The sequence below is a fragment of the Mycolicibacterium sediminis genome, from assembly GCF_010731735.1.
Lineage (GTDB): Bacteria > Actinomycetota > Actinomycetes > Mycobacteriales > Mycobacteriaceae > Mycobacterium > Mycobacterium sediminis.
In genome coordinates this window covers 4,535,751-4,557,022 of record NZ_AP022588.1, presented here as the reverse complement: position 1 = coordinate 4,557,022, position 21,272 = coordinate 4,535,751, and the positions used below count along the sequence as shown (strand labels likewise).

Below are 21,272 nucleotides of genomic sequence, written 5' to 3'. Positions count from 1 at the left end.
ATGGAACTGCACACCTACACGCTGAAAAGCGCCGACGCCTTGCGCCGCTACACCGAGGAGTTCTGGCCCCGGCACGTACGCACGCTGCGCGCCTACGACATCACCGTCCGTGGGGTGTGGATCGACGCCGACACCGACGAGCACCGCGTGGTCGCCCTCGTCGACTATCCACCCGGAAGCGACCCCACCGTCCTGGCCGACAGGTACCGCACCAGCCAGGATTTCGACGCGGATCACGCCGACTTCGACGATTCGCTCATCACCGCACGGCAGACGACGCGCCTCAAGGACATTTCACAATCACCGTCGAAATCGTACCGGTGCGCGACCTCACACGACCTTGACCCGGTTCTGCCTTCCGTGTCCGCTAGTGAACGGCAGCGATAAGCTGTAGGACAAGCGCTACTACCGTGTTCAGGGATCAGAAACGCGCTGGGACTTGGTCTCTCGATTAAAACCAATGCGTCGGATTCGGACACCTGCGAGACCACTTATGAGGCGTTGCCCCTAACAGGGGGCGCGGTCATCGACGGCTCGGCGGTGCGGGTTCGTGTTAGAGCCCAACGCTCAGAGCTTTACCACGGCCCGCGAAGGAAGGCGGGCCCCGCCCCTGCATTGACCAGGGATAGTCGACGTTATCCATCGCTCACCGCGAGGGTCTGGGATCCCATGAAGAGGGAATGAATATCGACTGTTATCAATGAAGGCCCGCCAGAATGAGTCCCACTCTGAACGTGGCCGCAGTTGCTCGGCGGACCCCCCGAACCGGTGGGATCTAAGTCAAGTCTCCCCTGCCCGGCGGTTTCGACCGCCGAGGAATACGACCGAAGTTGATACGACAGTTATCCAGTGGCGGATCGGTTGTTCGCTTGGAGTGCTAGACATACCCGCCTCCCCCCGTACGGTCGGTCGCTCGAGCAGCGCACCACCAGCTATTGCGACGGTCGCTGTACCGTCCAACGTTCCGTCAGTTCTCCGAAGTCGGGCGCGGCCCCTGGGAGGTGGCCGGAAGATTGCGGGCGGAGTCCGTCCAACGCAAGGGCGAGATACCTGCGGCGAAGTTCTTGGTCGCGCTTCGGGTTCTGGCTTCGAATGCTGCATATTTGTGCGGCGAGCAGCGGAACGTCCGCGCCTGTGAAATCTCGACGCAAGGCACCGGCCGCAATCGCTCGGTCTACCACCTGCTGCGTCAGCTCGTAGAGATCAGCCGCCAAGGTGAAGAGGTCCTCGTCGGGCACGAACAACCCTGCCAGCATCAATTGCGCTGCAGCGCCGGATTCGATGTAGTGCTCCATGAAGCCGGTGAAGGCCTTCCATGGATCTGCCCCGCCTTCGAGTGCGCGCTTAGCGGCGGACGCGATTGACTGCATGCCATCGGCGGACACGGCGTTCAGAAGCTCGCCCTTGGACTTGTATCGTCTGTACAGACTGGCCTGGCCCAGCCCAGCGCGGGCCGCGACATCGGACATCTTGGCCTCCGGCCGCTCCACGAATACCTCGCGAGCCGCGTTCAGCACGGCGTCGTCGTTGCGAAGGGCCTCACGGTACCGACCTCGCGGGGTCGGGACCTTTTCTGCTGTCACCACTGAAGATTACCCACGCGGACATCCAGAGAATTGGACCGGAGTCGATTGCGGCCGGAGTGTTGAATCACCGCGAAAGTACCGACCCTGTCCAGACGATCCGACGGTCATGTGCCCCGGTCGCGTATGAGGCTCGCGAAGAGCACCTGCTCGATTAACGCGCAGTCGGTGTGTTGGTTCGACGAGTCAGCGGACGTCAGTGAACGAAAGGCCGGGTAGCTAGCCAGGACATCGTCGACTTCGTCGTTCGGCACCTCAGCGCTGACTCTCCCCCGGTGCACTGCGTCTCCGATCATCTCCGTGAGCACGCGCTTGCAAACGAACTCGTTGTGAAAGGCTCTCGTGAGCGTGGGATTTCGGGCCCACGCACCTAACATCGCGCGCCCGGTGCTCCCGTGCTCGCTGACCTGTTTACCCACCGATGTGCCGATCTGGGGCAGGTCCTCCCTCAGCGAATCGGTACACGGGGCGCCCTCTGACGCTCGCCTGGCTCAAGTGAGATCCAGCACCAGCTCCTCCTTGGAGAGCCGCCGCCGGTACAGCGTTGACTTAGTGGCTTTGCCTCAGTTGCCACTGCCTGCAGAGTCGGCCCGGCAGTTCTGCCTATCGGGCGGTCCGGCGCGATTCGGGCAAGCTGGCCGTTGCGTCATGCGTTCGTTCCCACAAGATAGGCGGTCACCTCACTCTTTCTGACCGTCAACTCTTTTCATGGTGAATAGGTGCCGGACGCATTGATGCCCACGCGAAGCCGGTTGGCGACCGGCAAAGGGCGGCCGCAGGTTGCGACATAACGGACTGTACCGTATCGTTTTACTTTGGTCCGGCTGAATGCCGGCCGTGAAGGCGGTCGGATGTCATCTTGTCGCATGTCGAAAGGCTTTCTTGGGTGAAGGATCTTTCGTTTGGGGGCCCAATGAGGCGACGGTGGACCGTCATCGTCGCGCTGGTGACCGTGGTCGACTTCAGCGTGACCCGGCTGCGCGCGATCTTCGGGTCCGACAATCAGGCGTTCAGGCCGGCCGCGGACGAGCTCGAGAACACCGGACTCAACCCCAAGCGTGTCCTGGTCGAGGTGTTCGCCTCCCCCGGCGCTGCAGCCACCGTCAACTTCCTCGACGAGCACGCCCATCCCCAACGCGGCGACGACGCGCCACTCCCGTGGTCGCACACGCTCACCACCGACGACCCGACACAGGTCGCGGATCTGCGCCCATGCGTTGGCGTTCGAGGACGGGACTGCCCCCACTGCGTTTGACTCGTGGGGTTGAGCGATCCAGGCCGCATGTGCGGTCCGGTTGATGAGAGCGGCAATTGCCAAGTGACCTGGAGGCCGAGACCAATGGCACGAACATCCGACGACTACGTGACGGGCACGTGGGCGATAGATCCACAGCGAAGTGCGGTGAAGTTCTCGATAAGCCACTTGATCGCCATGAAAGTGCCGGGGGTGTTCACCGAGTTCGACGGCGAGATCGTGACTCGTCCCGACGTCACCGAGTCCTCCGTCCAGGCAAGCGTCCAGGTGCGCTCGATGGATACCTCCAACACCCGACGTGACGAGGGAACGCTCGCCAAGGACCCGTTCGACGCAAGAAATCACCCAGCTATCACCTACACGTCGACCGCAATCACACCGAGCGACAATGAGATTCGAATTGACGGATCTCTCACCATTCGCGGTGTCACCCGCCCGGTAGTGCTGGCGGTGACGCAGATTCGGTTCGAGCGCGACGCCAACGGACGCCACGACGTCCAGTTGCGTGCGACGGGGCAGGTGAATCGTCAGGACTTCGGGGTCCGCTTCGCCGTTCCGCTGGATCGACAGGGGGTCTTGGCGGGCAATCGGGTCGATATCGAGCTCGAAGTGACTGCTCGGCTGCTCGACGAGCATGACGATGATCGTGTGTCAGAAGAAACTGGAGGTAAGTGACATGGACGACGTGAACTTCGCTGAGTCTCCCTTCGTCGTCGTGATGAGTGCAGACGCCAACGTGCGCGACGCAGGGGTCGGATGGACGGGCCTCGTGACGTCCACCGAGGCGCTTGCACGGCCGCGGGCCGGGTATGGCGGAGCGATCTGGCTAGCGCAGGGCCGGGTGCTCGGTCCGCCCTCCACCCCCGACACCGAACATCTCATGGGGTTGCATTTCTGGCGCACCAGCGGCGACGCCGAGGCGTTTGCCGCCGAACTGATCCACGCGCAACCCGACGACGAGGTCGTCGACGTCCTCGTCGTAGACGACGGGCTCTATCGGTTCAGCGCCACGGTGAGTGCAAGCCCGGAGGACGTGACCCTGGTCGACCCCTCGCGCAATGAATCCGAAGTGACGACCGAGATCATCAGAATGACACCTGTCAGCGGAAAACAAGGGTGGGTCGGCGAGTACAACGAGAGCGAAACACGCGAGCACATCAAGCATCTCGACGGCTTCCTGTCGGCGAGCTTCTTTCACGACCTCCGGAGCGACCGAATCGTCGAGTACGTGCAATGGCGCTCGCCCGCCGACTTGACAGCGGCGTTCGGCGACGCCCGTTTTGCCGAGCACCTGAGCGTGAACAGTCATTACTCCGCAGGAGAGGCTTTCCTCTTCGGAGAACGATTGGCCGGCGAGACCGTGTAGGCATCATCGGACCCCGTGCTTCAGAGGCACAATCCCGCGTGATCAGTTAGCCCGCATCAATCAGCGCCGAAACCCCAGGTGTCGCTACCAGGTGGTGCCATCGAGCCCGGGAATGACACACCGCCCGTCTGCGGCGACGCGGCCGATCACCATGCTGTCGTAGCCGGTGCAGGACGAGTTGAGCGGCTCGCAGGTATTGATCGACGTGATCACCTTGTCGGGGCCGCACGGGGACCCCGGAGCTGGAGGGTCGGCTGCGGCGACGGCGCTACTGAGGCTCAGCGCGAGCATCGCAACGGACGCGGCGGTAACTGAGCGGGTCGAGATCAGCATGATCGGAACTCCCCTATTGACGGTCCCCGGCGTCCTTCGAGGCTACGCCCGGATCGGGTGACGACAGCTGGGTTCAGCAAAGGTGGGGATCATCGGTGCAGCGGAACTGGGACGCTCTGTTGTCGACACGAGTCCGTGGCGGCACGTGGACGGCGTCGGAACCGGGACCTTGGAGTCGGCTATCCCGCGTCGCGATAGAAGGGTTCGACCGTGCCGTTGAGCTTGACGACCATGGGATTTCCGCGGCGATCCTTCGCGGTGGGGACTTCGACACGCACCCAGCCCTCGGCTACGTCGTATTCGTGGACGTTGGTCTTCTCGGTGCCGTTGAAGTTGATGCCCACACCGCGTTGCAGAGCCTCCTCGCTATAGAAGGTGCTGCGCGGGTCGATGGAGAGGTGGTTCGGTGGGACGTCTGTGTTCTCTTCCGCGGACATGGTGGCCTCCGGTGAATCTGCGGTGGGTGCTCGGATTGTCTGTCGTGAACCTGCGCCGTGTGAATCAGAGTCCGGACGGAACGACCTTGCCGTCGACCGTGACCTCGACCTGATTCGTCTTCGGGTCGTACTCGATCTTGCCGTGATCGAAGGTGGTGACGAGGAGATCGCCGACGGCGTTCTCGTCGCTGGTGGGTGCGCCCAGCGGACCCACTGAGCCGTTCTCGCCGGTGACCGCAGGTACGCCCGCGGGGTCGCGCTGGACATTCCAGGCCTCGCGGATTTTGCCCCACGTGATGTACCCGGGCGTGCCCGCGTCGTCGTTCTTCGCGGTGATCACACCGCCTTGGAACTGCTGAAACACGACACCACTCTCCCGTGCTCCCGCGTTGCGGTCGCCCGTGAGCGGCTTGCCGAGAGCCTGCTTCTGATACTCGGTGGCCAAGGCGTACTTGGCCGCGATCGGACCGGTCAGCGTCACCTCGACGTCCCGCTCCCCGATGAGCTTCACTTCGGCGGGCGGGGCTGCGACCTCGGAGGTGGCGATCAAACCGACCTGTGGCTGCGTCGACGCGGGGTTCTGACCATTGCTGCAGCCCACGGTGATCAATGCGACGACGGCCAGGCCGACGGCCGCCGGGGTGCGGTACGTGATCCTCCTCATGGACTCACTCTCGCGTCCCCCGTCGGTGTGGGTCAAATCATGGCCGGCTGCTGCGGACCTCGAGCCGTGACACGGATCCAGCGCTGCACGACGTTCGGCGACGAAGCCCGCGCGCGTATGCGATCGTCGGTTGCCGCATCGACGCCATGGAGGAAGATGAGCCCCGCCACCGAGTTCGACTACGTCATCGTGGGAGCGGGCAGTGCGGGCTGCCTGCTCGCCAACCGGCTCAGTGCGAACCCCGATCACCGGGTGCTGTTGGTCGAAGCCGGTGGCAAGGACGATTGGTTCTGGATCAAGATCCCGGTGGGCTACCTGTACACGATCGCCAACCCCCGCACCGACTGGTGCTTCGCGACCGAGGCCGATCCGGGTCTGGCCGGCCGCACCATTCACTACGCGAGGGGCCGCGTCATCGGCGGCAGCTCGTCGATCAACGCCATGATCCACATGCGTGGCCAGGCCTCCGATTACGAACTGTGGGCCCGAGCCACCGGTGACGAGCGGTGGCTCTGGGGTGGCACCGAGGACTCCGGCGGGGAAACCCTGAAGATCTACAAGCAGTTGGAGGACTACTTCGGCGGCGCCGACGAGTGGCACGGCGCCGGCGGTGAGATCGCCGTCGAGCGGCCGCGGGTGCGCTGGAAAATCCTGGACGCGTGGCAGGCCGCTGCCGCCGAACTCGGCATCGCCCCGATCGACGAGTTCAACCGCGGAAGCAACGACGGCAGTGCGTACTTCCACGTCAACCAGCGGCGTGGCCGTCGCTGGTCGATGGCCGATGCCTTCCTGCATCCCGTCGCCCACCGACCGAACCTCACCGTCTACACCCACGCGCAGGCGTTGAAGCTGCTGATGGACGAACACGTCCACGGCGATCAGCGTCGAGGCGCCTGGACGACGGCCCGGCACCGCGCGACCGGCGTGCGACTGCTCAGGGACGGGCAGATCGTCGACGTCGGCGCCCGCCGGGAAGTGATCCTGACTGCCGGGGCGATCGGGTCGCCACAGCTCATGCAGGCCTCGGGTCTGGGGCCGGCGGGGCTGCTCAGCCAGCATCAGGTGCCGGTGGCCGTCGATCTGCCCGGAGTGGGTGAGAACCTCCAGGACCACCTGCAACTGCGAACGGTCTACCGGGTGCGGGGCGCCCGGACCGTCAACACGCTGTACCGCAATCTGTTCACCCGAGCGGGCATGGGCCTTCAATACCTGTTGCTGCGCTCGGGACCCATGACGATGCCGCCCTCCACGCTGGGAGCCTTCGCAAAGAGCGATCCCGGGTTGGCCAGTCCCAATCTGGAGTGGCACGTGCAGCCGTTGTCCTTGGCCAAGTTCGGTGAACCGCTCCATCGGTTCGGAGCGATCACTCCTTCGGTGTGCAATCTGCGACCCAGCTCGCGGGGCCATGTGCGGATAGCCGGTGCAGATCCGCTGGCCCACCCCAAGATCTCCTGCAACTACCTGTCGACCGACGTCGACCGGAAGATCGCGGTGCAGGGCTTGAGGATGACCCGGCAGATCATGGCGGCGCCGTCCATGTCCCGCTACCGCCCGGAGGAGCTGCTGCCCGGCCCGCAACTGGTGAGCGACGATGACCTGCAGCAAGCGGCCCGCGAACTCGGCACGACGATCTTCCACCCGGTGGGCACCTGTGCGATGGGAGCGTTCGACGCACGGGGTGTTCCGCGGTCACCCTCGACCGTGCTCGACACCGACTGCCGCGTGTACCGCGTCGCAGGCCTTCGAGTGGCCGATGCATCGGCGATGCCCACCATCACCTCAGGGAACACGAACGCGCCGGTCATGCTGATCGCCGAGCGCGCGGCGAGGGCGATCTTGGAATGAGGGCGGAATAAACCCCCGCCTGGTGAACTTGGCTCAGGAGTCGCACCTCCCCGACTCAGGAGCATCCATGACCCGTCCCGTTCGCGTCGCCGTGCAGATCCAGCCCGGCGGCACACCCGATTACCGAACATGGCGTGAGGCCGTACTGGCCGCCGACGACCTGGGCGTCGACGTCATCTTCGGCTACGACCACTTCCACTTCCCGGCGATGGAGGGCATCGTCGACGGCAAGCCCGTCCTGACCGAGGAGCAGCCCGACGTCCCCAACTTCGAGGGCTGGACCGCGCTCGCGTCCTGGGGCGAGATCACCTCACACGCTGACATCGGACTCCTCGTCACCGGCGTCGGCTACCGCAACGCCGATCTGCTCGCCGACATGGCGCGCACCGTCGACCACATCAGCGGCGGCCGCCTCATCCTCGGCCTTGGCGCGGGTTGGTACGAAAAGGACTACACCACCTATGGTTACGACTTCGGTACCTTCGGCTCCCGCTTCGATCTGTTCGACGAGAGCCTGATCCGCATCGAGAACCGGCTTGCCGAACTCATCCCCCCGCCCGTGCGAAAGTTGCCGATCCTCATCGGTGGCACGGGTCCGAAGCGTTCGCTACCCGCAGTTGCCCGGCACGCGGACATCTGGCACGCGTTCACCGACCTCGACGCCTTCCGCAAGTCCAGCGACCGCGTCGACGAACTGGCGGCGACATTGGGTCGCGACGGCGCCGACATCGAACGATCGACGCTGTGGACGGACGCCGACAGCGCCAATGCCTTTCGGGAGGCAGGAGTCACGTTGTTCCAGACCGAACTCACCGCACGAGACGGTTACGACCTCAAGTCGCTCAAGCAGATACTGACCTGGCGCGACAGCGGGTAGCCGTACCGCTTCGACTGCCCCGCAATGGCTCATGCGGTCGTGGCGATCCCTCCGTCGACGGGTATGACGGCGCCCGTCAGGTAGGCGCCCGCCCGGCTGGCGAGAAACACGGCGACCCCGGCCATGTCGTCGTCGCGGCCGATCCGGCGCAGCGGGGCCGACGCTGCGATCGCCTCGCCGAGTTCGTCGAGGGTTGCAGCCATCATCGTCGACGGGAACGGTCCCGGTGCCACGGCGTTCACCGCGATGTGTTGCGGGCCAAGCTCCTTGGCGAGGACTCTGGTGAGTTGATGTAGCGCGGCCTTGCTACTGGAGTAGGAGTAGTTGGGCCGGTTGGGGATGTGTATGGCGGCGATGCTGCCGACGTTGATGATCCGTGCGGGGTCATCGGCGGTGCCGGCGTCACGCAGCGCAGGGAGCAGTGCCTGAACCAGCCAGAACGGCGCCTTCAGGTTGAGGTCGAGGACCGTGTCCCATGCCGCGTCCGGGAAGGTCTCCAACGGCTCGTCCCACATGGCGCCCGCATTGTTGACGAGTATGTCGAGACTGCCTGCGTCGGCCGTGACGAGGTGCGCGAGGCGCTCACACTCGTCGTGCTGTGATAGATCGGCGGGGACGGCCGAGACGTCGCCATATGTCGACAACTCTTGCCGGGCCTGGTCACATGCGTCGGCGCTGCGCGAGCTGATGACCACGCGAGCGCCCGCCTGTAGGAGTCCACGTGCGATCATCTTCCCGATGCCCTTGGTGCCACCGGTGACCAGGCCGCGCTTACCGGTCAGATCGAAGAGTCCTGCGTGCGTGGTCGATTCGCCGACCATCAATTGTCGACCTTTCTGTCCACATGGGCCGCGCGAGAGGAAGGCTCCCCCTGCAGGGCCATTCAGCGCACGCCGTGATCGGTGTAGCGCCCGCCCGTCACCATGTCGCTCAGGGGCTGGAGCCGTGCGAGTGCATCCGCGTCCAGTCCGACGTCGAGCGAGGCCACGTTCTGATCGAGTCGATCGGCGTGGCGGGTTCCAGGGATGGGCACCACTGGAACTCCCAGCCGGTCCGCCTGGGAGTGAACCCAGGCCAGTGCAACCTGCGCCGGCAGTACGCCGATCCGGTCCGCGACCTCGCGGACGGTGTCGGCGATGACCGCGTTCTGCTGGCCGGCGTCACCGGTGAAGCGCGGGTTGCGGGCGCGGAAGTCGTCGGGATGCAAGGTCGCGGTCTGCACCGATCCGGTCAGGAACCCCCGTCCCAACGGCGCGTACGGCACCAGGCCGATGCCAAGTTCCGCCATCACGGGTGTCACCTGCTCGACTTCCCGTGTCCACAGCGAGTATTCACTCTGCACCGCGGTGATCGGGTGCACCGCGTGAGCGCGGCGCAGCAACTCGGCACTGACCTCGCTCAGGCCCAGGTGCCGCACCTTGCCCGCTGCCACCAGTTCGGCCATCGCCCCGACGGCGTCCTCGATCTCGGCGTTCTGCGGGGGGCGGTGCAGGTAGTACAGATCGACGTGATCGACCCCCAACCGAAGCAGTGAGGCGTCGCAGGACCGCCTCACGTAGGGCGGATCACCGCGATACACCCGCCTGTCGTCACCGCTGCTGCGGTCGATGCCGAACTTCGTGGCGATCTGGACGTCGTCGCGCCTGCCCGCGACGCCGCGTCCGAGGAGCACTTCGTTGTGGCCCGAGCCGTACTGGTCGGCAGTGTCGAAGAAGGTGACGCCAACGTCGATGGCGTGCTGGATGGTGGCGATGCTGGTATCCCAGTCCGAGGCACCGTAGTACTCGCTCATCCCCATGCAGCCCAAGCCCTGGGCCGATACGTCGAGATCGCCGAGTGTGGTTCGCAGCATGTCCGATCCCCTTCCGTTGGAAGCCGCCGACAGTAGGTCGGTCTTGGCGTGCAGCGCAGGTCCCAAGCCTATTCGGCGAACGAGCACGGACAATGGGTGCAATACACCTAGGACTCGGACTCCCCTGCCAGGCTGAGCGTCACGACGTGCTGCAACCTGCCGACGAATACCGACATACCGTTGTCGCGACCATGTCCGATGCTCATGTCATGAACGAGAACTCGAACACGGTGTTGGAAACGTCGGATGCAGCGCTCGCGGTGTGGTTGGAGATGTGGAACGGGGACGTTGACATCGCGCGTCGGATCTGCAGCGAGGATTTCCGGATTCACTTCCTCATCTCCGAGCAGGATGGGTCGAACCCGGGCGACGACGTGTTGGGCGCGGAGAGTTTCGCGCGGTACCTCGGGCGATACCGCCAACTGCACCCTGACGTGGTGTTCGTCGAGATCGAGCGGGCAGTGGACGGCGCGCACGGCCGAATGTTGTGGAACGTGCGGGACGGCGAGCTTGCCGCCGGCGGGATCGACGTCTTCGACTTCACCGACGATGGGCTGATCAGCGAGGTGTGGTCGACGACCGGAACCCGCACGCATCCCGCCTGAGACGAGGAAGACTCACTCTCGTGCGGAGAGCCGAGCGGTTGTACGCGCTGGTGGATCTCCTGCGGGGGTCGCGCCGGCCGGTGTCGGCAGCTCGGCTCTCCGAGGAGTTCGAGGTATCGAAGCGCACCATTGAGCGCGACGTCCAGTCCCTCCAGCTCGCAGGGGTCCCGATCTATGCCGACTACGGTGCGTCGGGCGGCTATTCGATCCTGCGGGAGCACTCCCTGCCGCCCCTCAACCTCACCGTCACAGAATCACTCGCAGTGCTTGCGGGACTTGGCTTGCTGGAGACCTCGCCGTACGGTGCGGCGGCACGCCGGGCGCGAGCCAAGATCCTCGCGATCAGCAAAGAGGACCAGCTCGCGCCCGTCGACGAGGCCTTGGCGTCGATGTTCGTCATCGACTCCCAGTCCCCCACCGACGCCGCGATTTCGTTGATCCCCGAGGCGATCGCGGCGCGCCGAGTCGTGCGCCTGGAGTACACCTCCGAGGACGGCGCGACCCACACCGCCCGTGACGTGGAGGCGATGGGGCTGCTCCGCGGAGGTGATGCGTGGTTGTTCGTGGGATGGTGTCGGCTCCGCGCGGGCATCCGGGGATTTCAGCTCGACCGCATCCTGCGCCTGGAGATGACGGGCGAGGTGTTTCCCGAACGCGATCCCGCCGTGCTGGACGCCGATCTGTCGCGGTGGAGTACTCGGCGGCTCGGCTGACGGCGCCGACCTCACATCGCCAGTGTCGTTTCCTGCCCTGCGGGTAGCCGCGCGGAACGGGTAGTTTCGACCAGAGTCGGATCCTGGGGATGACGTGTGGCCGACCATCGACGCCGCCCACGCCAGGTTCCACCGAGCACGAGAGGAAGCCGCCGTGGCCGCCGAGCCGTTCGAGGTCAGCATCACCGAAGCCGAGATCGAGGATCTGCGAGAGCGGTTGCGGCGGACGCGATGGCCGGAGCCCGAGCCGGTCGACGACTGGTCCCAGGGAGTGCCACTCTCGTATGCCCGTGACCTCTGCCGCAGTTGGGCGGACGAGTACGACTTCGGTTTCGGCAAGCGGCTCAACGCCTTCCCCCAGTATCGCGACACCGTCGACGGTCTGGGCATCCACTTCGTGCACGTGCGCTCACCGGAACCGGACGCGTTCCCGCTGGTGCTCACGCATGGGTGGCCGGGGTCGGTGCTCGAGTTCCTGGAGGTCTTCGGTCCGCTGACCGACCCCCGCGCGCACGGCGGTGACCCCGCGGACGCGTTCCACGTGGTGGCGCCCTCCCTGCCCGGCTACGGGTGGAGCGACAAACCGTCGACCACCGGATGGGGCATCGGCCGCATCGCGCGTGCCTGGGACGCCCTCATGGTGTCGCTGGGATACGAGCGCTACGGGACTCAGGGCGGAGACTGGGGTTCGGCGGTGTCCGGCGCGGTCGGCGAGGTCGCGCCCGAACGCGTTGCCGGCGTGCACGTCAACATGGGTGCCGTGGCAGCAGGCACGTTCGACGACCCCACGCCTTCGGAAACGCTGAACCTCGCGGCCGCCAACGAGTTCCAGCGCACCGGCCGCGGGTACTCGGGACAACAGGCGACGCGTCCGCAGACGCTCGGCTACGGTCTCACCGATTCTCCCGCCGGCCAGGCCGCCTGGATCGCCGAGAAGTTCTGGGCGTGGACCGACAACGACGGCCACCCCGAGGACGCGGTGTCCCGACAGAAGATCCTCGACGAGATCTCCGTCTACTGGTTCACCGCGTCCGCCACGTCGTCGGCGCGCCTCTACTGGGAGAGCTTCGGCAACTTCCGCGACACCGTCACCGCGCCATCCGGCCTCTCGGTGTACCCGAGGGACCTCAACCGCCCGTCCCGGCGGGAGGCGGAGCTGCGTTTCACCGACCTCCGCTGGTTCGAGGAGATGCCGCGCGGCGGCCATTTCGCGGCGATGGAGCAACCGGACTCGCTCGTCGACCAGATCCGCGGGTTCTTCCGTCTCGTCCGCTGAACGTCCGTCCAATCCCATTGGACAGTGCGCGATTTCGCACGATCCGATGCCAAACCGAGGACAGTCGCCGTACTACTCTGGGGTGGACGTCCATCCGCGGAACGTGTCGAGGAGGCGCTCGCGGAAGCCGTCGTCGAGCTCATCGGACGGCACCCGCCCCAGGGTGCTGATCGTCGACCGGAACTGCTCGAGATAGCTCACGCAACCATCACATTCCAGCAGATGCGCGTCGAATCTGGCGGCCACGTCGGGGGCGAGCGATCCGTCGAGGTAGTCGGTCACCAGCTCGACGAGCTGCTCGCAGACGATCTCGTCGCCGCTCATGCGCTCGTCCCGAGATAGTCTTCCAGCTCTTGGCGAACCACGGCTCTGCCGCGATGCAACAGCACCCGCTGATTCGCCGCACTGATGTCCAACAATCGACACACCTCCTCGGAACTGAACCCCTGTACGTCGCGCAACGTGACCACCTCACGCTGGCGTGCTGGCAACCGGCCAAGTCCCGCGGCTGCGACTCGAGTCAGTTCACCGCTGAGCAGCGACCCCTCCGGCGTGTCCGGAAACGGGACGGGTGACTCCTTCCAGTGACCGGGAAACTCATCGCCCTGGTCTCGGAACCGATCCGGATCGACGGTGCCGCCGCTCACGACGCGCACGGCGGTGTCGGTCTGGCGGCGTTCAGCCAGGCCGTGTTTCTTGGCGACGTTGATCAAGATGCTGAAGATCCACGTTCGTAGCGAAGCTCGGCCCTCGAACCGGTCGATGCCCTTGAAGACCGCGATCCACGTCTCCTGGACGACGTCCTCGGCCTGTTCGCGGTTGGACACGTACCCGCGCGCTACTCGGAGCATCGACGACCCGTAGAGGTCGAGCAGCGTGCCGAAGGCGTCCGGATCGCCGTTGCGCAATCGGTCGGCCAGTAGTGCCGCATCCACCGGTTCCAGCATGCCGGGCATCTCCCCCTCGGTGGTACGCGGACGACCGCCGCCCGGGCGCCGCGTCGTCGCGACCGACGTCACCGGTGAACAGCACAGTAGTCGGCCCATGTGGGACGCATGCCTCGTTGGGGTCACGGAGGTGGGTGTCGAGCCGAGGGCGTTTCGTTACAGCCACCGGGATACACCAACGCGCTTGCGAGACGCACCGCCGCGGAATTGGTCACGCACGGGACGACGCCGTCGTGTAACGCCACGCCGTATCTGCGACACCCCTGTTCCGGAACGGTTCACCCATCACGATAGAAGGAAACCAATGTCATTCGGAACGATCACATCTCGCGTGTATGACTCACCCATCGTCTCTCGGGTGGCTCCGGCGGGGGACTTCGCGGCGCGATACGCACTCGTGGGCGTCATCGCCTGGATCGGGGCACTGAAGTTCACCGCATACGAGGCCAACGCCATCCAGCCGCTCGTGGCGAACAGCCCCCTCATGAGTTGGGTGTACGACGTCTTCTCGGTGACGGCGTTCTCGGCACTGCTCGGTGTCGTCGAACTGACGGTCGCCGCGCTGATCGCCGTAAAGCGCTGGGCCCCGGCGGTTTCCATCGTGGGCAGTGTGATGGCGATCGGGATGTTCATTACGACGCTCAGCTTCATGTTCACCACTCCCGGCGTGATGGCACCCGAAGCCGGCGGTTTCCCGGTGCTGTCCTTGGTCGGCAGCTTCTTGGTGAAGGACGCCGTCCTGCTCGCGGTGGCGCTGTGGACGCTGGGCGACGCCGTGCGGACTCTGCGTCCGGGATCGGTGACTCGATGACGGTCGGCACCCTGCGTTCCGCAGCGACCATCCATACCGACGAAGCACGAACCGAAGAGAAAAAGGCCTGACATGAACGAGGATTCAGAGTTCGACGTAGTGGTGATCGGCGGCGGCCCCGGTGGCGCCTCGGCGGCGGAGTACCTCACCGCCGAAGGGTTGGAGGTGGCGCTGGTGGAGGAGCGCCTCATCGGCGGTGAATGCCACTACTGGGCATGCAATCCGACCAAGACGCTGCTGCGTCCGATCGAGGTGCTCGCCCTGGCGAAGGCCGTGCCCGGCGTTCGGGAGGCCGTAGGGCTGGGGCAGCTCGACGTCGCCGCCGTCTTCGCGAAGCGCGACGCCATCGTCGACCATCTCGACGACGAGGACGTCACCGCCACGCTGCAGCAGGACGGCCTCGCGGTGATCCACGCCCACGGTCGGCTCGCCGGCCCACGCGCGGTCACCGTCATCCACCCGGACGGCCGCGAGGAGACGATCCGGGCGCGGCAGGCGGTCGTGCTCGCCACCGGCACCCGCCCCGCGATCCCGGACGTACCGGGACTGGCCGAGGCGCACCCCTGGACCAACCGCGACCTGGCCGCCATGACGCATGTGCCACCACGAACCTTGATCATCGGCGGCGGCGTCGTCGGCGTCGAGTTCGCCACGATCCTGGCCGGCCTGGGCTCCAAGGTCACCCTGCTCGCCCGCGGCGGCACCCTGCTGCGCAACTCCGAGACCGTCGCCAGCGAGATGGTCACCGAGTCGTTGCGGCGCAAGGGTGTAGACCTCCGCTTCGACGCTCACCTGTCTGGCCTGAATCGACCCGCCGAGGGTGGCACCGTCAGCGCCACCGTCGGCGACGAGACCATCGAGGTCGACGAAGTCGTCGTAGCGGCCGGACGAGTCGTCAACACCGATTCGGTTGGCCTGGAAACCGTGGGTCTGCGCAGCGGAGAGTTCGTGGCCGTCGACGACCACCTGCAGGCACTCGGAGCGGACGGCACCTGGCTGTACGCGATGGGCGACACCACCGGACGTGCGCTTCTGTCGCACCTGTCGCAGTACCACGCAGTCGTCGTTGCCGACGTCATCGCTGCCCGCGCACGTGGCCGCCAGCTCGGCGACGACGAGCTCATCGCCCGCGACCCCCACAATCTCCCACAGGTCGTCTACACCGACCCTCAGGTCGTCGAAGTGGGGCGAACCGAAAGCCAGGCGCGCGCCGACGGATTCACGGTCACGACGACCACCGCGCGGTATCCGGAAGCCGTGCCCGATCTCGCCATCTTCCGCGACGGCTTCGACGCCTGGGCCAAACTGGTGATCGACGCCGACACGGACACGCTGCTCGGCGCGACGTTCGTCGGGCCCGAGTTCGCCGAACTCGCGCAGGCGGCCACACTCGCCGTGGTCGCCATGGTGCCGATCGAGACACTGCGCCACGTTGTGGCGCCGCACCCGTCGATCAACCAGATCTGGAACCCCCTCCTCGCGCGACGGAGGGGACCCTCGGATTGTCCGACGAGCGAACGTTGAGAGGAGAAGGCTTCGGCCGCGGTCCGGCTCAGTGGGGGCGAGTCGCCGTGAACGACACCGTCACCTCGTCGGCCACCTTCAACGATCCGAACATCAACGAATACGGCGTGACGCCGAAGTCGGATTGGCGGACGACCGACTCACACGTCAGGTGCCATCGGTCGCCGACGTCGGTCACCCGAACGGCGACCTCGCACGGGCGGGTGACGCCGTGGATGGTCAGCGATCCCGCGAGCCGGTAGCCGTCGTCGGTCGCCGCGACGTCGTCGCACCGGAAGCCGATCGTGGGATGACGCTTCGCGTCGAGTGCCTTGAGGGCATTCGATCGCACCAGGGCCTTCTCCGGACCCGACAGCGACTTCACTCCCCCGTCACCGCGCAGTACGGACAGGGACGCCACCTGAACCGTCACGTCCGCCACGCTGGGACGCTCGTCGGACCACGACAGTTCGGCCACCCAGTCCTCCATGACGATCGTCAGGTCGTGACCGAGTCGCGCCGCCGGACCCGCGGCGTGCGTCTGCACCAGCAACTCGCCGACGGAGGGGTCGAACGTCCACGACGAGGTGTCCACGAGCCGACTGTATAGCTCTGCAGGTTCGATCGATCCGGCACCGGCGAGGTACGGCTAGCACTACCCGCCGAAGTGACGCCAGCGGCATTGTTGGCGCGACCACGGCTGAAGGATTCTCGATGGGTCGGTTTCCGCCAACCCGGGCGGCCGTCGGAAGACAACAGGAGCACCCGATGAGTACGACGGTCCGCGACGATCTGATCCTCTCCCACGCAGTCGTCACCGCCGACGTCGAAACCTCGTTCCACGACGTCGACATCGCCCAGTGGCTCAAGACCCTTCCCACGCATGAATATCAGCGCTGCGCACCCGGGGACCACAAGGCGGCCGGCTACACCGTCGACGACGACGGCACGCCGATGTCCATCAACGTCGAGATGATCGGCACCGGCCTGGTGATCCAGCAGTACCGCTTCGACGTCGCCGAGGCCCACTACTGCCGGATGGTGTCGCTCTCGGACATCCTGACCCCGAAGGGATGGACGACGACACAGGTCATCTGGGAACTCCGCATGGAGCAGCTCGACGGAGACTGGTGCCGCTACACGAACACGGTGACCTCGCACCCCACGGAGGACTTCCTGACGTTCATCGCCGCGCAGGGCCAGACGTTCGCCGAAGCGGCGGAAGCCCGCCAGGAGGCCTCGGGACGCCACTGCGAGGTCGAGACGCCACGATACGCGCAGAGCATCTCCCGTTGGGCTGCAGCGCATTCGACCGTGTCCGCCTGATCCGAATCCACAGCTGGGGAGAACGTCCGTGACATCCGCAATTCTGTTCGACCATCCCGGATCGCCGGAGGTACTGCATTGGCGCACGGTCGATCCCGTCCATGCTCGACCCCACGAGGTGGTCATCGCCGTCGCGGCCGCCGGGGTCAACAATGCCGACCTCCTGCAACGCCGCGGCCTCTATCCGGTACCGGCGTGGGCGCCTCGACCGCTGGGGCTGGAGTGCTCGGGAACGATCGTCGAGGTGGGTTCTGCGGTCACGTCGTGGTCGCCCGGCGACCGCGTGTGCGCCCTGCTCGACGGCGGAGGTTACGCCGACCAGGTCGCGGTCCCCGAGACCCAGGTCATGCCGATCCCGGCCGGGATCTCGATGATCGAGGCGGCCGGGATTCCCGAGGTGGCGGCCACCGTCTACTCGAACCTCGCAATGATCGCAGGCCTGACCGCCGGCCACACCGTGCTGATCCACGGTGCCGGTGGCGGAATCGGCACCTTTGCCATCCAGTGGGCGTCGGCCATCGGGGCACGGGTGATCACGACCGCGGGCAGTGACGACAAGGCGCGGGCCGGTCTCGATCTCGGCGCTCAGACGGCGATCAACTACCGCACCGAGGACTTCGTGGCCGCGACACGGCAGGCCACCGACGGCCGTGGCGTCGACGCCATCCTGGACGTGGTCGGCTCGCCCTACCTGCCGCGCAACGTCGAATGCCTGGCGCCGGACGGCCATCTGGTGGTGATCGGCGGCACGACCGATCCGGTCCTGCTCGATCTGGGACTGCTGATGTCCAAGCGTGCCAGCATCTCGGCGACCATGCTGCGCGCGCGCCCGATCGAGCAGAAGGCGGACATCATCGCCGCGGTGGTCCGCGACGTCCTCCCCCTCTTCGCCACCGGCGCCGTCCGCGTGGTGGTGGACACGGTGGTTCCCATGGCGGAGGCGGCGCGGGCACACGAACTGGTCGAGTCCAAGCAGACCGTCGGCAAGGTCATCCTCGACAACGGCGGCGGTGCCTCCGGCTGACGCTCACGCGTAGCAGACCCGCGCTGCCATGGTGCCGACGCCGCTGCACGACCGGCAAGCCCATTTGTCAGAGCGGCAACAACGTGAGCCTACGATGGGCGGCTACTCGGGCGTCATCGCCGCCGTGACGCCGGTTTCGGTGAAGACCATCGGAGGTTCGGCGCTTGCATCCGCCGGACAGAACACTCCGACCGCGAGGATTCCGCCCGTCAGGGCCAGCGGGCGGATCACGTTCGCCAATCCCGCCAACACGTCGACGGCGGTGACCGCGGTTCTGCCGTTCTTGGGTCTGACGATGCCGCCTGTCCTCGGACGGGCGTGAAAGGTGAGCGCGGCTGTCGTCATGTCGGTCCTCCACGGAACTCCGTCGGATGTGAGCGATCGTCGAGCGCGAAGGCCACCCCGGTAACGCTCTGACACCGGGGTCACATTCGAGACACGGTGCGGTAACCATCTGGAACCTGTGCGTCGTGTCCCTTCACGGTGCCGCCGGGCGATGCCAGCATTCCGGCCCCTTCGGGACCCGGCCGTGTCACAGAATGCGACCCCACTCGGTCCTTCCCTTGGGTGGCCAACACGCCGCCCACAGCCACGACTTCGGCACACCACCCAGGAGGAGAACACATGAGTCTGGACACCACGTCGCGCCTCGTCACCGGATCGACCGACGAGCTGGTCCCGTCGCGCTACGCCCTGACTGTGGGCGACATTCAGGTGCTGGTGATCAGCGACGGCGTTTTGCCGATCACCGCCGTGACGATGGCCACCAACGCCGAACCCGGCGATCTGTCGGCCTGGCTCGAGGACATGTACCTGCCGCCGGAGGTGACCGATTGGCCACTGAACGTGGCGGTGGTCCGCAGCGGCAGCAAGACGATCCTCGTCGACTCCGGGCTGGGCACCGAGTTCCCAGACTTCCCGCGCGCGGGGCAGTTGGCCACCCGGCTCGTCGCGGCGGGTATCGACCCCGCGTCCGTCACCGACGTGGTGCTGACCCATCTGCACATGGACCACATCGGTGGGTTGCTCGTCGACGGGTTGCGGAACCGCCTCCGACCCGACCTGGTGGTCCACCTCGCGGCCGCGGAGGCAGAATTCTGGGAGGCGCCCGACTTCTCGCTCACGGTCATGCCCGAGCCGATCCCGGACGTCCTGCGCCGCACGGCAGCGCAGTTCCTGGACGTGTACCGCGGCCGGCTGCGAACGTTCGAGACGGAGTACGAGGTGGCGCCCGGCGTGCTGCTGCGCCGCACCGGCGGACACACCCCCGGCCACAGCGTCGTCCGGCTCGAATCTCGTGGCGAGGCATTGACGTTCGCCGGTGACGCGGTGTTCCAGCCGGGGTTCGACAACCCCGAGTGGCAGAACGGCTTCGAGCACGATCCCGAGGAGTCGACGCGGGTGCGCATCCGCCTGCTGGGCGAGCTGGCCGCGAGCGGCGAGGCACTGGTAGCCACCCACCTGCCGTTCCCGTCCGTCTGCCACGTCAGGGCCGTCGGCAACGGCTTCCGCATGGTGCCGACGACCTGGGACTACTGAGCCGCCGGGTACCGGTTCACCACTCTGAGTTCGGATGCCGGCGGGAAGGTGGGTCTCGCCGGCGGGGAGAAGGTGACGAGTTCGAGGGACTCGAGCCAGCCGTCGCGGGCGAACAGCAGGAGCTGGACGTGGTCCTCGCCCGTACCCTCCGCTTCCACCGGGAGCAGCGGGGTGCCCGCGAAAGTCGCCCGCCTGCAACGACTCCGGTCCACGGCGACGCCGATGGTCGGGCAGCCGCAGCTGCACCGATCAGTGACGCACAGGTGGTCGGCCTGGTCGCGGTAGACGTCCACGTCGGGGAACCCGTCCGGGGGCAGGAGGAGTTTGATCGTCGCGATCTCCAGTTCCGTTGCCGGACGCCGCTCGAAGTCGTCCATCAGGTGTCGAAGCCCGCCCGCGTCACCCTGCCAGCCTAGGGCCGACGTCCGATCAGAACATCCCCGGCGTCACCGGGACCTCATCGTCGAGGAACGCGCTCACCATCGGCACCAGGACGTCGGACTCCGCCGAGATGCCGACGTGCGACATCGCGGGCAACACGACCAGCCGCGCGGGCGGAACGTGCGACAGCACACCGGACGCGGCTGCGTCGGCGTCCCCTCCCCCGCGCAACGCGAACATCTCGAGCGCATGGTCGAGTCGCACGCCGTCGGCGTCGCCGACGATCACCATCGTCGGGGCGGTGATCGACCGCATCTCGTCGTCGCTGATCTGCTGGTCGTCAAGATTCAACGTCGTCATCTTCCGGATCCAGCGGTCGAACGCCGCGGGTTCGGGAGTGTGCGCCTGGAACGACGTCTCGACCGGCGTGTCGGCGAACATCTCGGCGGTGAGTCCCCCGATGGCCTCGAACACCGACGGATGCCAACCGTCCCTGCGGAAGGTCGCCGACATCGAGACGAGGTGGTCGACCAGCCCGGGATGGCGGAGCGCGAGTTGCAGTGCGACGCCGCCACCCTGGGAGTAGCCCATGACGTCGGCTCTGTCGACGCCCAGGCCGCGCAGCAGGGCCGCGGCGTCTTCGCCGAACTGCTCGTACGACAGCGGTCGCGACGTATCCGGCGTGCGGCCGTGCCCCTGCTGGTCGAACACGATCACCGCGCGGTCGCGGGCGAACGCAGTCGTCCACGCCTCCATCGAGTCGCAGGCCATGAATGCGCCGGGGATCAGCAGCAGTGGCGACCTGGCCGCACCGAGGTCACCATGCACCTCGTAGTACAGGTCGATCCCGTTGACGGGCAGGTATCCGGAGCGGTCCGCAGTCACGATGTCCCCCTGAGGTCGGTGGTTCCTTCCGAGGAAGGACCTGCGGACGC

26 protein-coding genes and 1 pseudogene are annotated in these 21,272 nt (G+C 66.3%); 14 read left to right on the top strand and 13 right to left on the bottom strand.

All coding sequences use genetic code 11. The features are described from left to right. Entirely contained in the window at positions 1-387 is a 387-nt protein-coding gene (locus G6N64_RS21830; protein ID WP_163799694.1) for an NIPSNAP domain-containing protein, read from the top strand. A gap of 545 nt (positions 388-932) precedes the next feature. On the opposite strand, the gene G6N64_RS21825 is transcribed toward G6N64_RS21830, so the two are convergent. Both G6N64_RS21825 and G6N64_RS30710 read right to left on the bottom strand, forming a co-directional pair. Then, positions 933-1,583 (bottom strand): TetR/AcrR family transcriptional regulator, encoded by a 651-nt coding sequence (locus tag G6N64_RS21825; RefSeq protein ID WP_163799692.1) that lies wholly within the window; start codon positions 1,581-1,583, stop codon positions 933-935. 107 nt (positions 1,584-1,690) lie between these two features. Next, positions 1,691-2,038: pseudogene (locus tag G6N64_RS30710) on the bottom strand (TetR-like C-terminal domain-containing protein); the annotation flags it as partial. Positions 2,039-2,496: 458 nt separating this feature from the next. On the opposite strand from G6N64_RS30710, the gene G6N64_RS21815 reads away from it, so the two are divergent. From G6N64_RS21815 to G6N64_RS21805, 3 genes are all read left to right on the top strand, one after another. Further along, complete coding sequence (locus tag G6N64_RS21815; RefSeq protein ID WP_246230753.1) at positions 2,497-2,838, top strand: MmpS family transport accessory protein; 342 nt, start codon at positions 2,497-2,499, stop codon at positions 2,836-2,838. A gap of 84 nt (positions 2,839-2,922) precedes the next feature. Then, positions 2,923-3,513 (top strand): YceI family protein, encoded by a 591-nt coding sequence (locus G6N64_RS21810; RefSeq protein WP_163799688.1) that lies wholly within the window; start codon positions 2,923-2,925, stop codon positions 3,511-3,513. 1 nt (position 3,514) lies between these two features. After that, the gene (locus G6N64_RS21805) at positions 3,515-4,204 is read left to right on the top strand and encodes a hypothetical protein (protein WP_163799686.1); all 690 of its coding nucleotides are present in this window, start codon (positions 3,515-3,517) and stop codon (positions 4,202-4,204) included. 84 nt (positions 4,205-4,288) lie between these two features. Here the strand turns inward: G6N64_RS21805 and G6N64_RS21800 are convergent, their stop codons facing one another. The 3 genes from G6N64_RS21800 to G6N64_RS21790 form a co-directional block, all read right to left on the bottom strand. Continuing rightward, entirely contained in the window at positions 4,289-4,537 is a 249-nt protein-coding gene (locus tag G6N64_RS21800; protein ID WP_163799683.1) for a hypothetical protein, read from the bottom strand. Positions 4,538-4,716: 179 nt separating this feature from the next. Then, positions 4,717-4,974, bottom strand: coding sequence for a DUF3297 family protein (locus G6N64_RS21795; protein ID WP_163799681.1), 258 nt, complete (start codon positions 4,972-4,974; stop codon positions 4,717-4,719). Between the two features lie 64 nt (positions 4,975-5,038). Beyond that, positions 5,039-5,638 carry an LGFP repeat-containing protein gene (locus G6N64_RS21790; protein ID WP_163799679.1) on the bottom strand — a complete coding sequence of 200 codons (600 nt, stop codon included), beginning with the start codon at positions 5,636-5,638 and terminating at the stop codon, positions 5,039-5,041. A gap of 156 nt (positions 5,639-5,794) precedes the next feature. Between G6N64_RS21790 and G6N64_RS21785 the strand changes: the two genes are divergently transcribed. Both G6N64_RS21785 and G6N64_RS21780 read left to right on the top strand, forming a co-directional pair. Next, complete coding sequence (locus tag G6N64_RS21785) at positions 5,795-7,483, top strand: GMC family oxidoreductase (protein ID WP_163799676.1); 1,689 nt, start codon at positions 5,795-5,797, stop codon at positions 7,481-7,483. Positions 7,484-7,550: 67 nt separating this feature from the next. Then, the gene (locus G6N64_RS21780; protein WP_163799674.1) at positions 7,551-8,360 is read left to right on the top strand and encodes an LLM class F420-dependent oxidoreductase; all 810 of its coding nucleotides are present in this window, start codon (positions 7,551-7,553) and stop codon (positions 8,358-8,360) included. 29 nt (positions 8,361-8,389) lie between these two features. Here the strand turns inward: G6N64_RS21780 and G6N64_RS21775 are convergent, their stop codons facing one another. Both G6N64_RS21775 and G6N64_RS21770 read right to left on the bottom strand, forming a co-directional pair. Further along, positions 8,390-9,181, bottom strand: coding sequence for an SDR family oxidoreductase (locus G6N64_RS21775; RefSeq protein ID WP_174266859.1), 792 nt, complete (start codon positions 9,179-9,181; stop codon positions 8,390-8,392). Positions 9,182-9,243: 62 nt separating this feature from the next. Next, entirely contained in the window at positions 9,244-10,212 is a 969-nt protein-coding gene (locus G6N64_RS21770; RefSeq protein ID WP_163799670.1) for an aldo/keto reductase, read from the bottom strand. Positions 10,213-10,358: 146 nt separating this feature from the next. On the opposite strand from G6N64_RS21770, the gene G6N64_RS21765 reads away from it, so the two are divergent. The 3 genes from G6N64_RS21765 (at position 10,359) to G6N64_RS21755 (ending at position 12,806) form a co-directional block, all read left to right on the top strand. Beyond that, positions 10,359-10,817: a nuclear transport factor 2 family protein gene (locus tag G6N64_RS21765; protein WP_246230752.1), complete on the top strand. Its 459-nt coding sequence runs from the start codon at positions 10,359-10,361 to the stop codon at positions 10,815-10,817. Between the two features lie 20 nt (positions 10,818-10,837). Next, positions 10,838-11,530 (top strand): helix-turn-helix transcriptional regulator, encoded by a 693-nt coding sequence (locus G6N64_RS21760; protein ID WP_163799668.1) that lies wholly within the window; start codon positions 10,838-10,840, stop codon positions 11,528-11,530. 154 nt (positions 11,531-11,684) lie between these two features. After that, positions 11,685-12,806 carry an epoxide hydrolase family protein gene (locus G6N64_RS21755; RefSeq protein WP_163799666.1) on the top strand — a complete coding sequence of 374 codons (1,122 nt, stop codon included), beginning with the start codon at positions 11,685-11,687 and terminating at the stop codon, positions 12,804-12,806. Between the two features lie 72 nt (positions 12,807-12,878). Here G6N64_RS21755 and G6N64_RS21750 read toward each other — a convergent pair whose 3' ends face one another. Beyond that, positions 12,879-13,130, bottom strand: a complete 252-nt coding sequence (locus G6N64_RS21750; RefSeq protein ID WP_174266858.1) for an anti-sigma factor family protein — start codon at positions 13,128-13,130, stop codon at positions 12,879-12,881. Then, a complete protein-coding gene (locus G6N64_RS21745; protein ID WP_174266984.1) occupies positions 13,127-13,753 on the bottom strand; it encodes an RNA polymerase sigma factor in 627 nt (208 codons plus the stop codon). The genes G6N64_RS21750 and G6N64_RS21745 overlap by 4 nt, the downstream gene beginning before the upstream one ends. 304 nt (positions 13,754-14,057) lie before the next feature. Between G6N64_RS21745 and G6N64_RS21740 the strand changes: the two genes are divergently transcribed. Together G6N64_RS21740 and G6N64_RS21735 are read left to right on the top strand one after the other, a co-directional pair. Further along, positions 14,058-14,564 (top strand): YkgB family protein, encoded by a 507-nt coding sequence (locus G6N64_RS21740; protein ID WP_163799662.1) that lies wholly within the window; start codon positions 14,058-14,060, stop codon positions 14,562-14,564. 72 nt (positions 14,565-14,636) lie between these two features. Continuing rightward, positions 14,637-16,088, top strand: a complete 1,452-nt coding sequence (locus G6N64_RS21735; protein WP_163799660.1) for a dihydrolipoyl dehydrogenase family protein — start codon at positions 14,637-14,639, stop codon at positions 16,086-16,088. Between the two features lie 28 nt (positions 16,089-16,116). Here G6N64_RS21735 and G6N64_RS21730 read toward each other — a convergent pair whose 3' ends face one another. Then, on the bottom strand, positions 16,117-16,662 hold the full coding sequence (locus G6N64_RS21730) for a YceI family protein (RefSeq protein WP_174266857.1): 546 nt from the start codon (positions 16,660-16,662) through the stop codon (positions 16,117-16,119). 173 nt (positions 16,663-16,835) lie between these two features. Between G6N64_RS21730 and G6N64_RS21725 the strand changes: the two genes are divergently transcribed. Then, a complete protein-coding gene (locus G6N64_RS21725; protein WP_163799658.1) occupies positions 16,836-17,393 on the top strand; it encodes a hypothetical protein in 558 nt (185 codons plus the stop codon). A gap of 28 nt (positions 17,394-17,421) precedes the next feature. Further along, the gene (locus G6N64_RS21720) at positions 17,422-18,417 is read left to right on the top strand and encodes an NAD(P)H-quinone oxidoreductase (protein WP_246230750.1); all 996 of its coding nucleotides are present in this window, start codon (positions 17,422-17,424) and stop codon (positions 18,415-18,417) included. A 102-nt stretch (positions 18,418-18,519) separates the two neighbouring features. Here G6N64_RS21720 and G6N64_RS21715 read toward each other — a convergent pair whose 3' ends face one another. Beyond that, positions 18,520-18,762, bottom strand: coding sequence for a hypothetical protein (locus tag G6N64_RS21715; RefSeq protein WP_163799656.1), 243 nt, complete (start codon positions 18,760-18,762; stop codon positions 18,520-18,522). Positions 18,763-19,041: 279 nt separating this feature from the next. Here G6N64_RS21715 and G6N64_RS21710 point away from each other — a divergent pair, with 279 nt between their 5' ends. Beyond that, positions 19,042-19,956, top strand: coding sequence for an MBL fold metallo-hydrolase (locus G6N64_RS21710; protein ID WP_163799654.1), 915 nt, complete (start codon positions 19,042-19,044; stop codon positions 19,954-19,956). Here G6N64_RS21710 and G6N64_RS21705 read toward each other — a convergent pair. Then, positions 19,950-20,333: a hypothetical protein gene (locus tag G6N64_RS21705; protein WP_163799652.1), complete on the bottom strand. Its 384-nt coding sequence runs from the start codon at positions 20,331-20,333 to the stop codon at positions 19,950-19,952. The two genes, G6N64_RS21710 and G6N64_RS21705, sit on opposite strands and share 7 nt — an antisense overlap. A gap of 52 nt (positions 20,334-20,385) precedes the next feature. Then, positions 20,386-21,222, bottom strand: a complete 837-nt coding sequence (locus G6N64_RS21700) for an alpha/beta fold hydrolase (RefSeq protein ID WP_246230749.1) — start codon at positions 21,220-21,222, stop codon at positions 20,386-20,388. Positions 21,223-21,272 lie beyond the last annotated feature (50 nt).

Coding starts and splice junctions, on each gene's coding strand:
- G6N64_RS21795 (WP_163799681.1), bottom strand. CDS start 4,974: ATGTCCGCGGAAGAGAACACAGACGTCCCACCGAACCACCTCTCCATC.
- G6N64_RS21745 (WP_174266984.1), bottom strand. CDS start 13,753: ATGCTGGAACCGGTGGATGCGGCACTACTGGCCGACCGATTGCGCAAC.
- G6N64_RS21710 (WP_163799654.1), top strand. CDS start 19,042: ATGAGTCTGGACACCACGTCGCGCCTCGTCACCGGATCGACCGACGAG.
- G6N64_RS21750 (WP_174266858.1), bottom strand. CDS start 13,130: ATGAGCGGCGACGAGATCGTCTGCGAGCAGCTCGTCGAGCTGGTGACC.
- G6N64_RS21735 (WP_163799660.1), top strand. CDS start 14,637: ATGAACGAGGATTCAGAGTTCGACGTAGTGGTGATCGGCGGCGGCCCC.
- G6N64_RS21790 (WP_163799679.1), bottom strand. CDS start 5,638: ATGAGGAGGATCACGTACCGCACCCCGGCGGCCGTCGGCCTGGCCGTC.
- G6N64_RS21800 (WP_163799683.1), bottom strand. CDS start 4,537: ATGCTGATCTCGACCCGCTCAGTTACCGCCGCGTCCGTTGCGATGCTC.
- G6N64_RS21830 (WP_163799694.1), top strand. CDS start 1: ATGGAACTGCACACCTACACGCTGAAAAGCGCCGACGCCTTGCGCCGC.
- G6N64_RS21725 (WP_163799658.1), top strand. CDS start 16,836: ATGAGTACGACGGTCCGCGACGATCTGATCCTCTCCCACGCAGTCGTC.
- G6N64_RS21770 (WP_163799670.1), bottom strand. CDS start 10,212: ATGCTGCGAACCACACTCGGCGATCTCGACGTATCGGCCCAGGGCTTG.
- G6N64_RS21810 (WP_163799688.1), top strand. CDS start 2,923: ATGGCACGAACATCCGACGACTACGTGACGGGCACGTGGGCGATAGAT.
- G6N64_RS21815 (WP_246230753.1), top strand. CDS start 2,497: ATGAGGCGACGGTGGACCGTCATCGTCGCGCTGGTGACCGTGGTCGAC.
- G6N64_RS21805 (WP_163799686.1), top strand. CDS start 3,515: ATGGACGACGTGAACTTCGCTGAGTCTCCCTTCGTCGTCGTGATGAGT.
- G6N64_RS21780 (WP_163799674.1), top strand. CDS start 7,551: ATGACCCGTCCCGTTCGCGTCGCCGTGCAGATCCAGCCCGGCGGCACA.
- G6N64_RS21785 (WP_163799676.1), top strand. CDS start 5,795: ATGAGCCCCGCCACCGAGTTCGACTACGTCATCGTGGGAGCGGGCAGT.
- G6N64_RS21740 (WP_163799662.1), top strand. CDS start 14,058: ATGTCATTCGGAACGATCACATCTCGCGTGTATGACTCACCCATCGTC.
- G6N64_RS21775 (WP_174266859.1), bottom strand. CDS start 9,181: ATGGTCGGCGAATCGACCACGCACGCAGGACTCTTCGATCTGACCGGT.
- G6N64_RS21705 (WP_163799652.1), bottom strand. CDS start 20,333: ATGGACGACTTCGAGCGGCGTCCGGCAACGGAACTGGAGATCGCGACG.
- G6N64_RS21715 (WP_163799656.1), bottom strand. CDS start 18,762: ATGACGACAGCCGCGCTCACCTTTCACGCCCGTCCGAGGACAGGCGGC.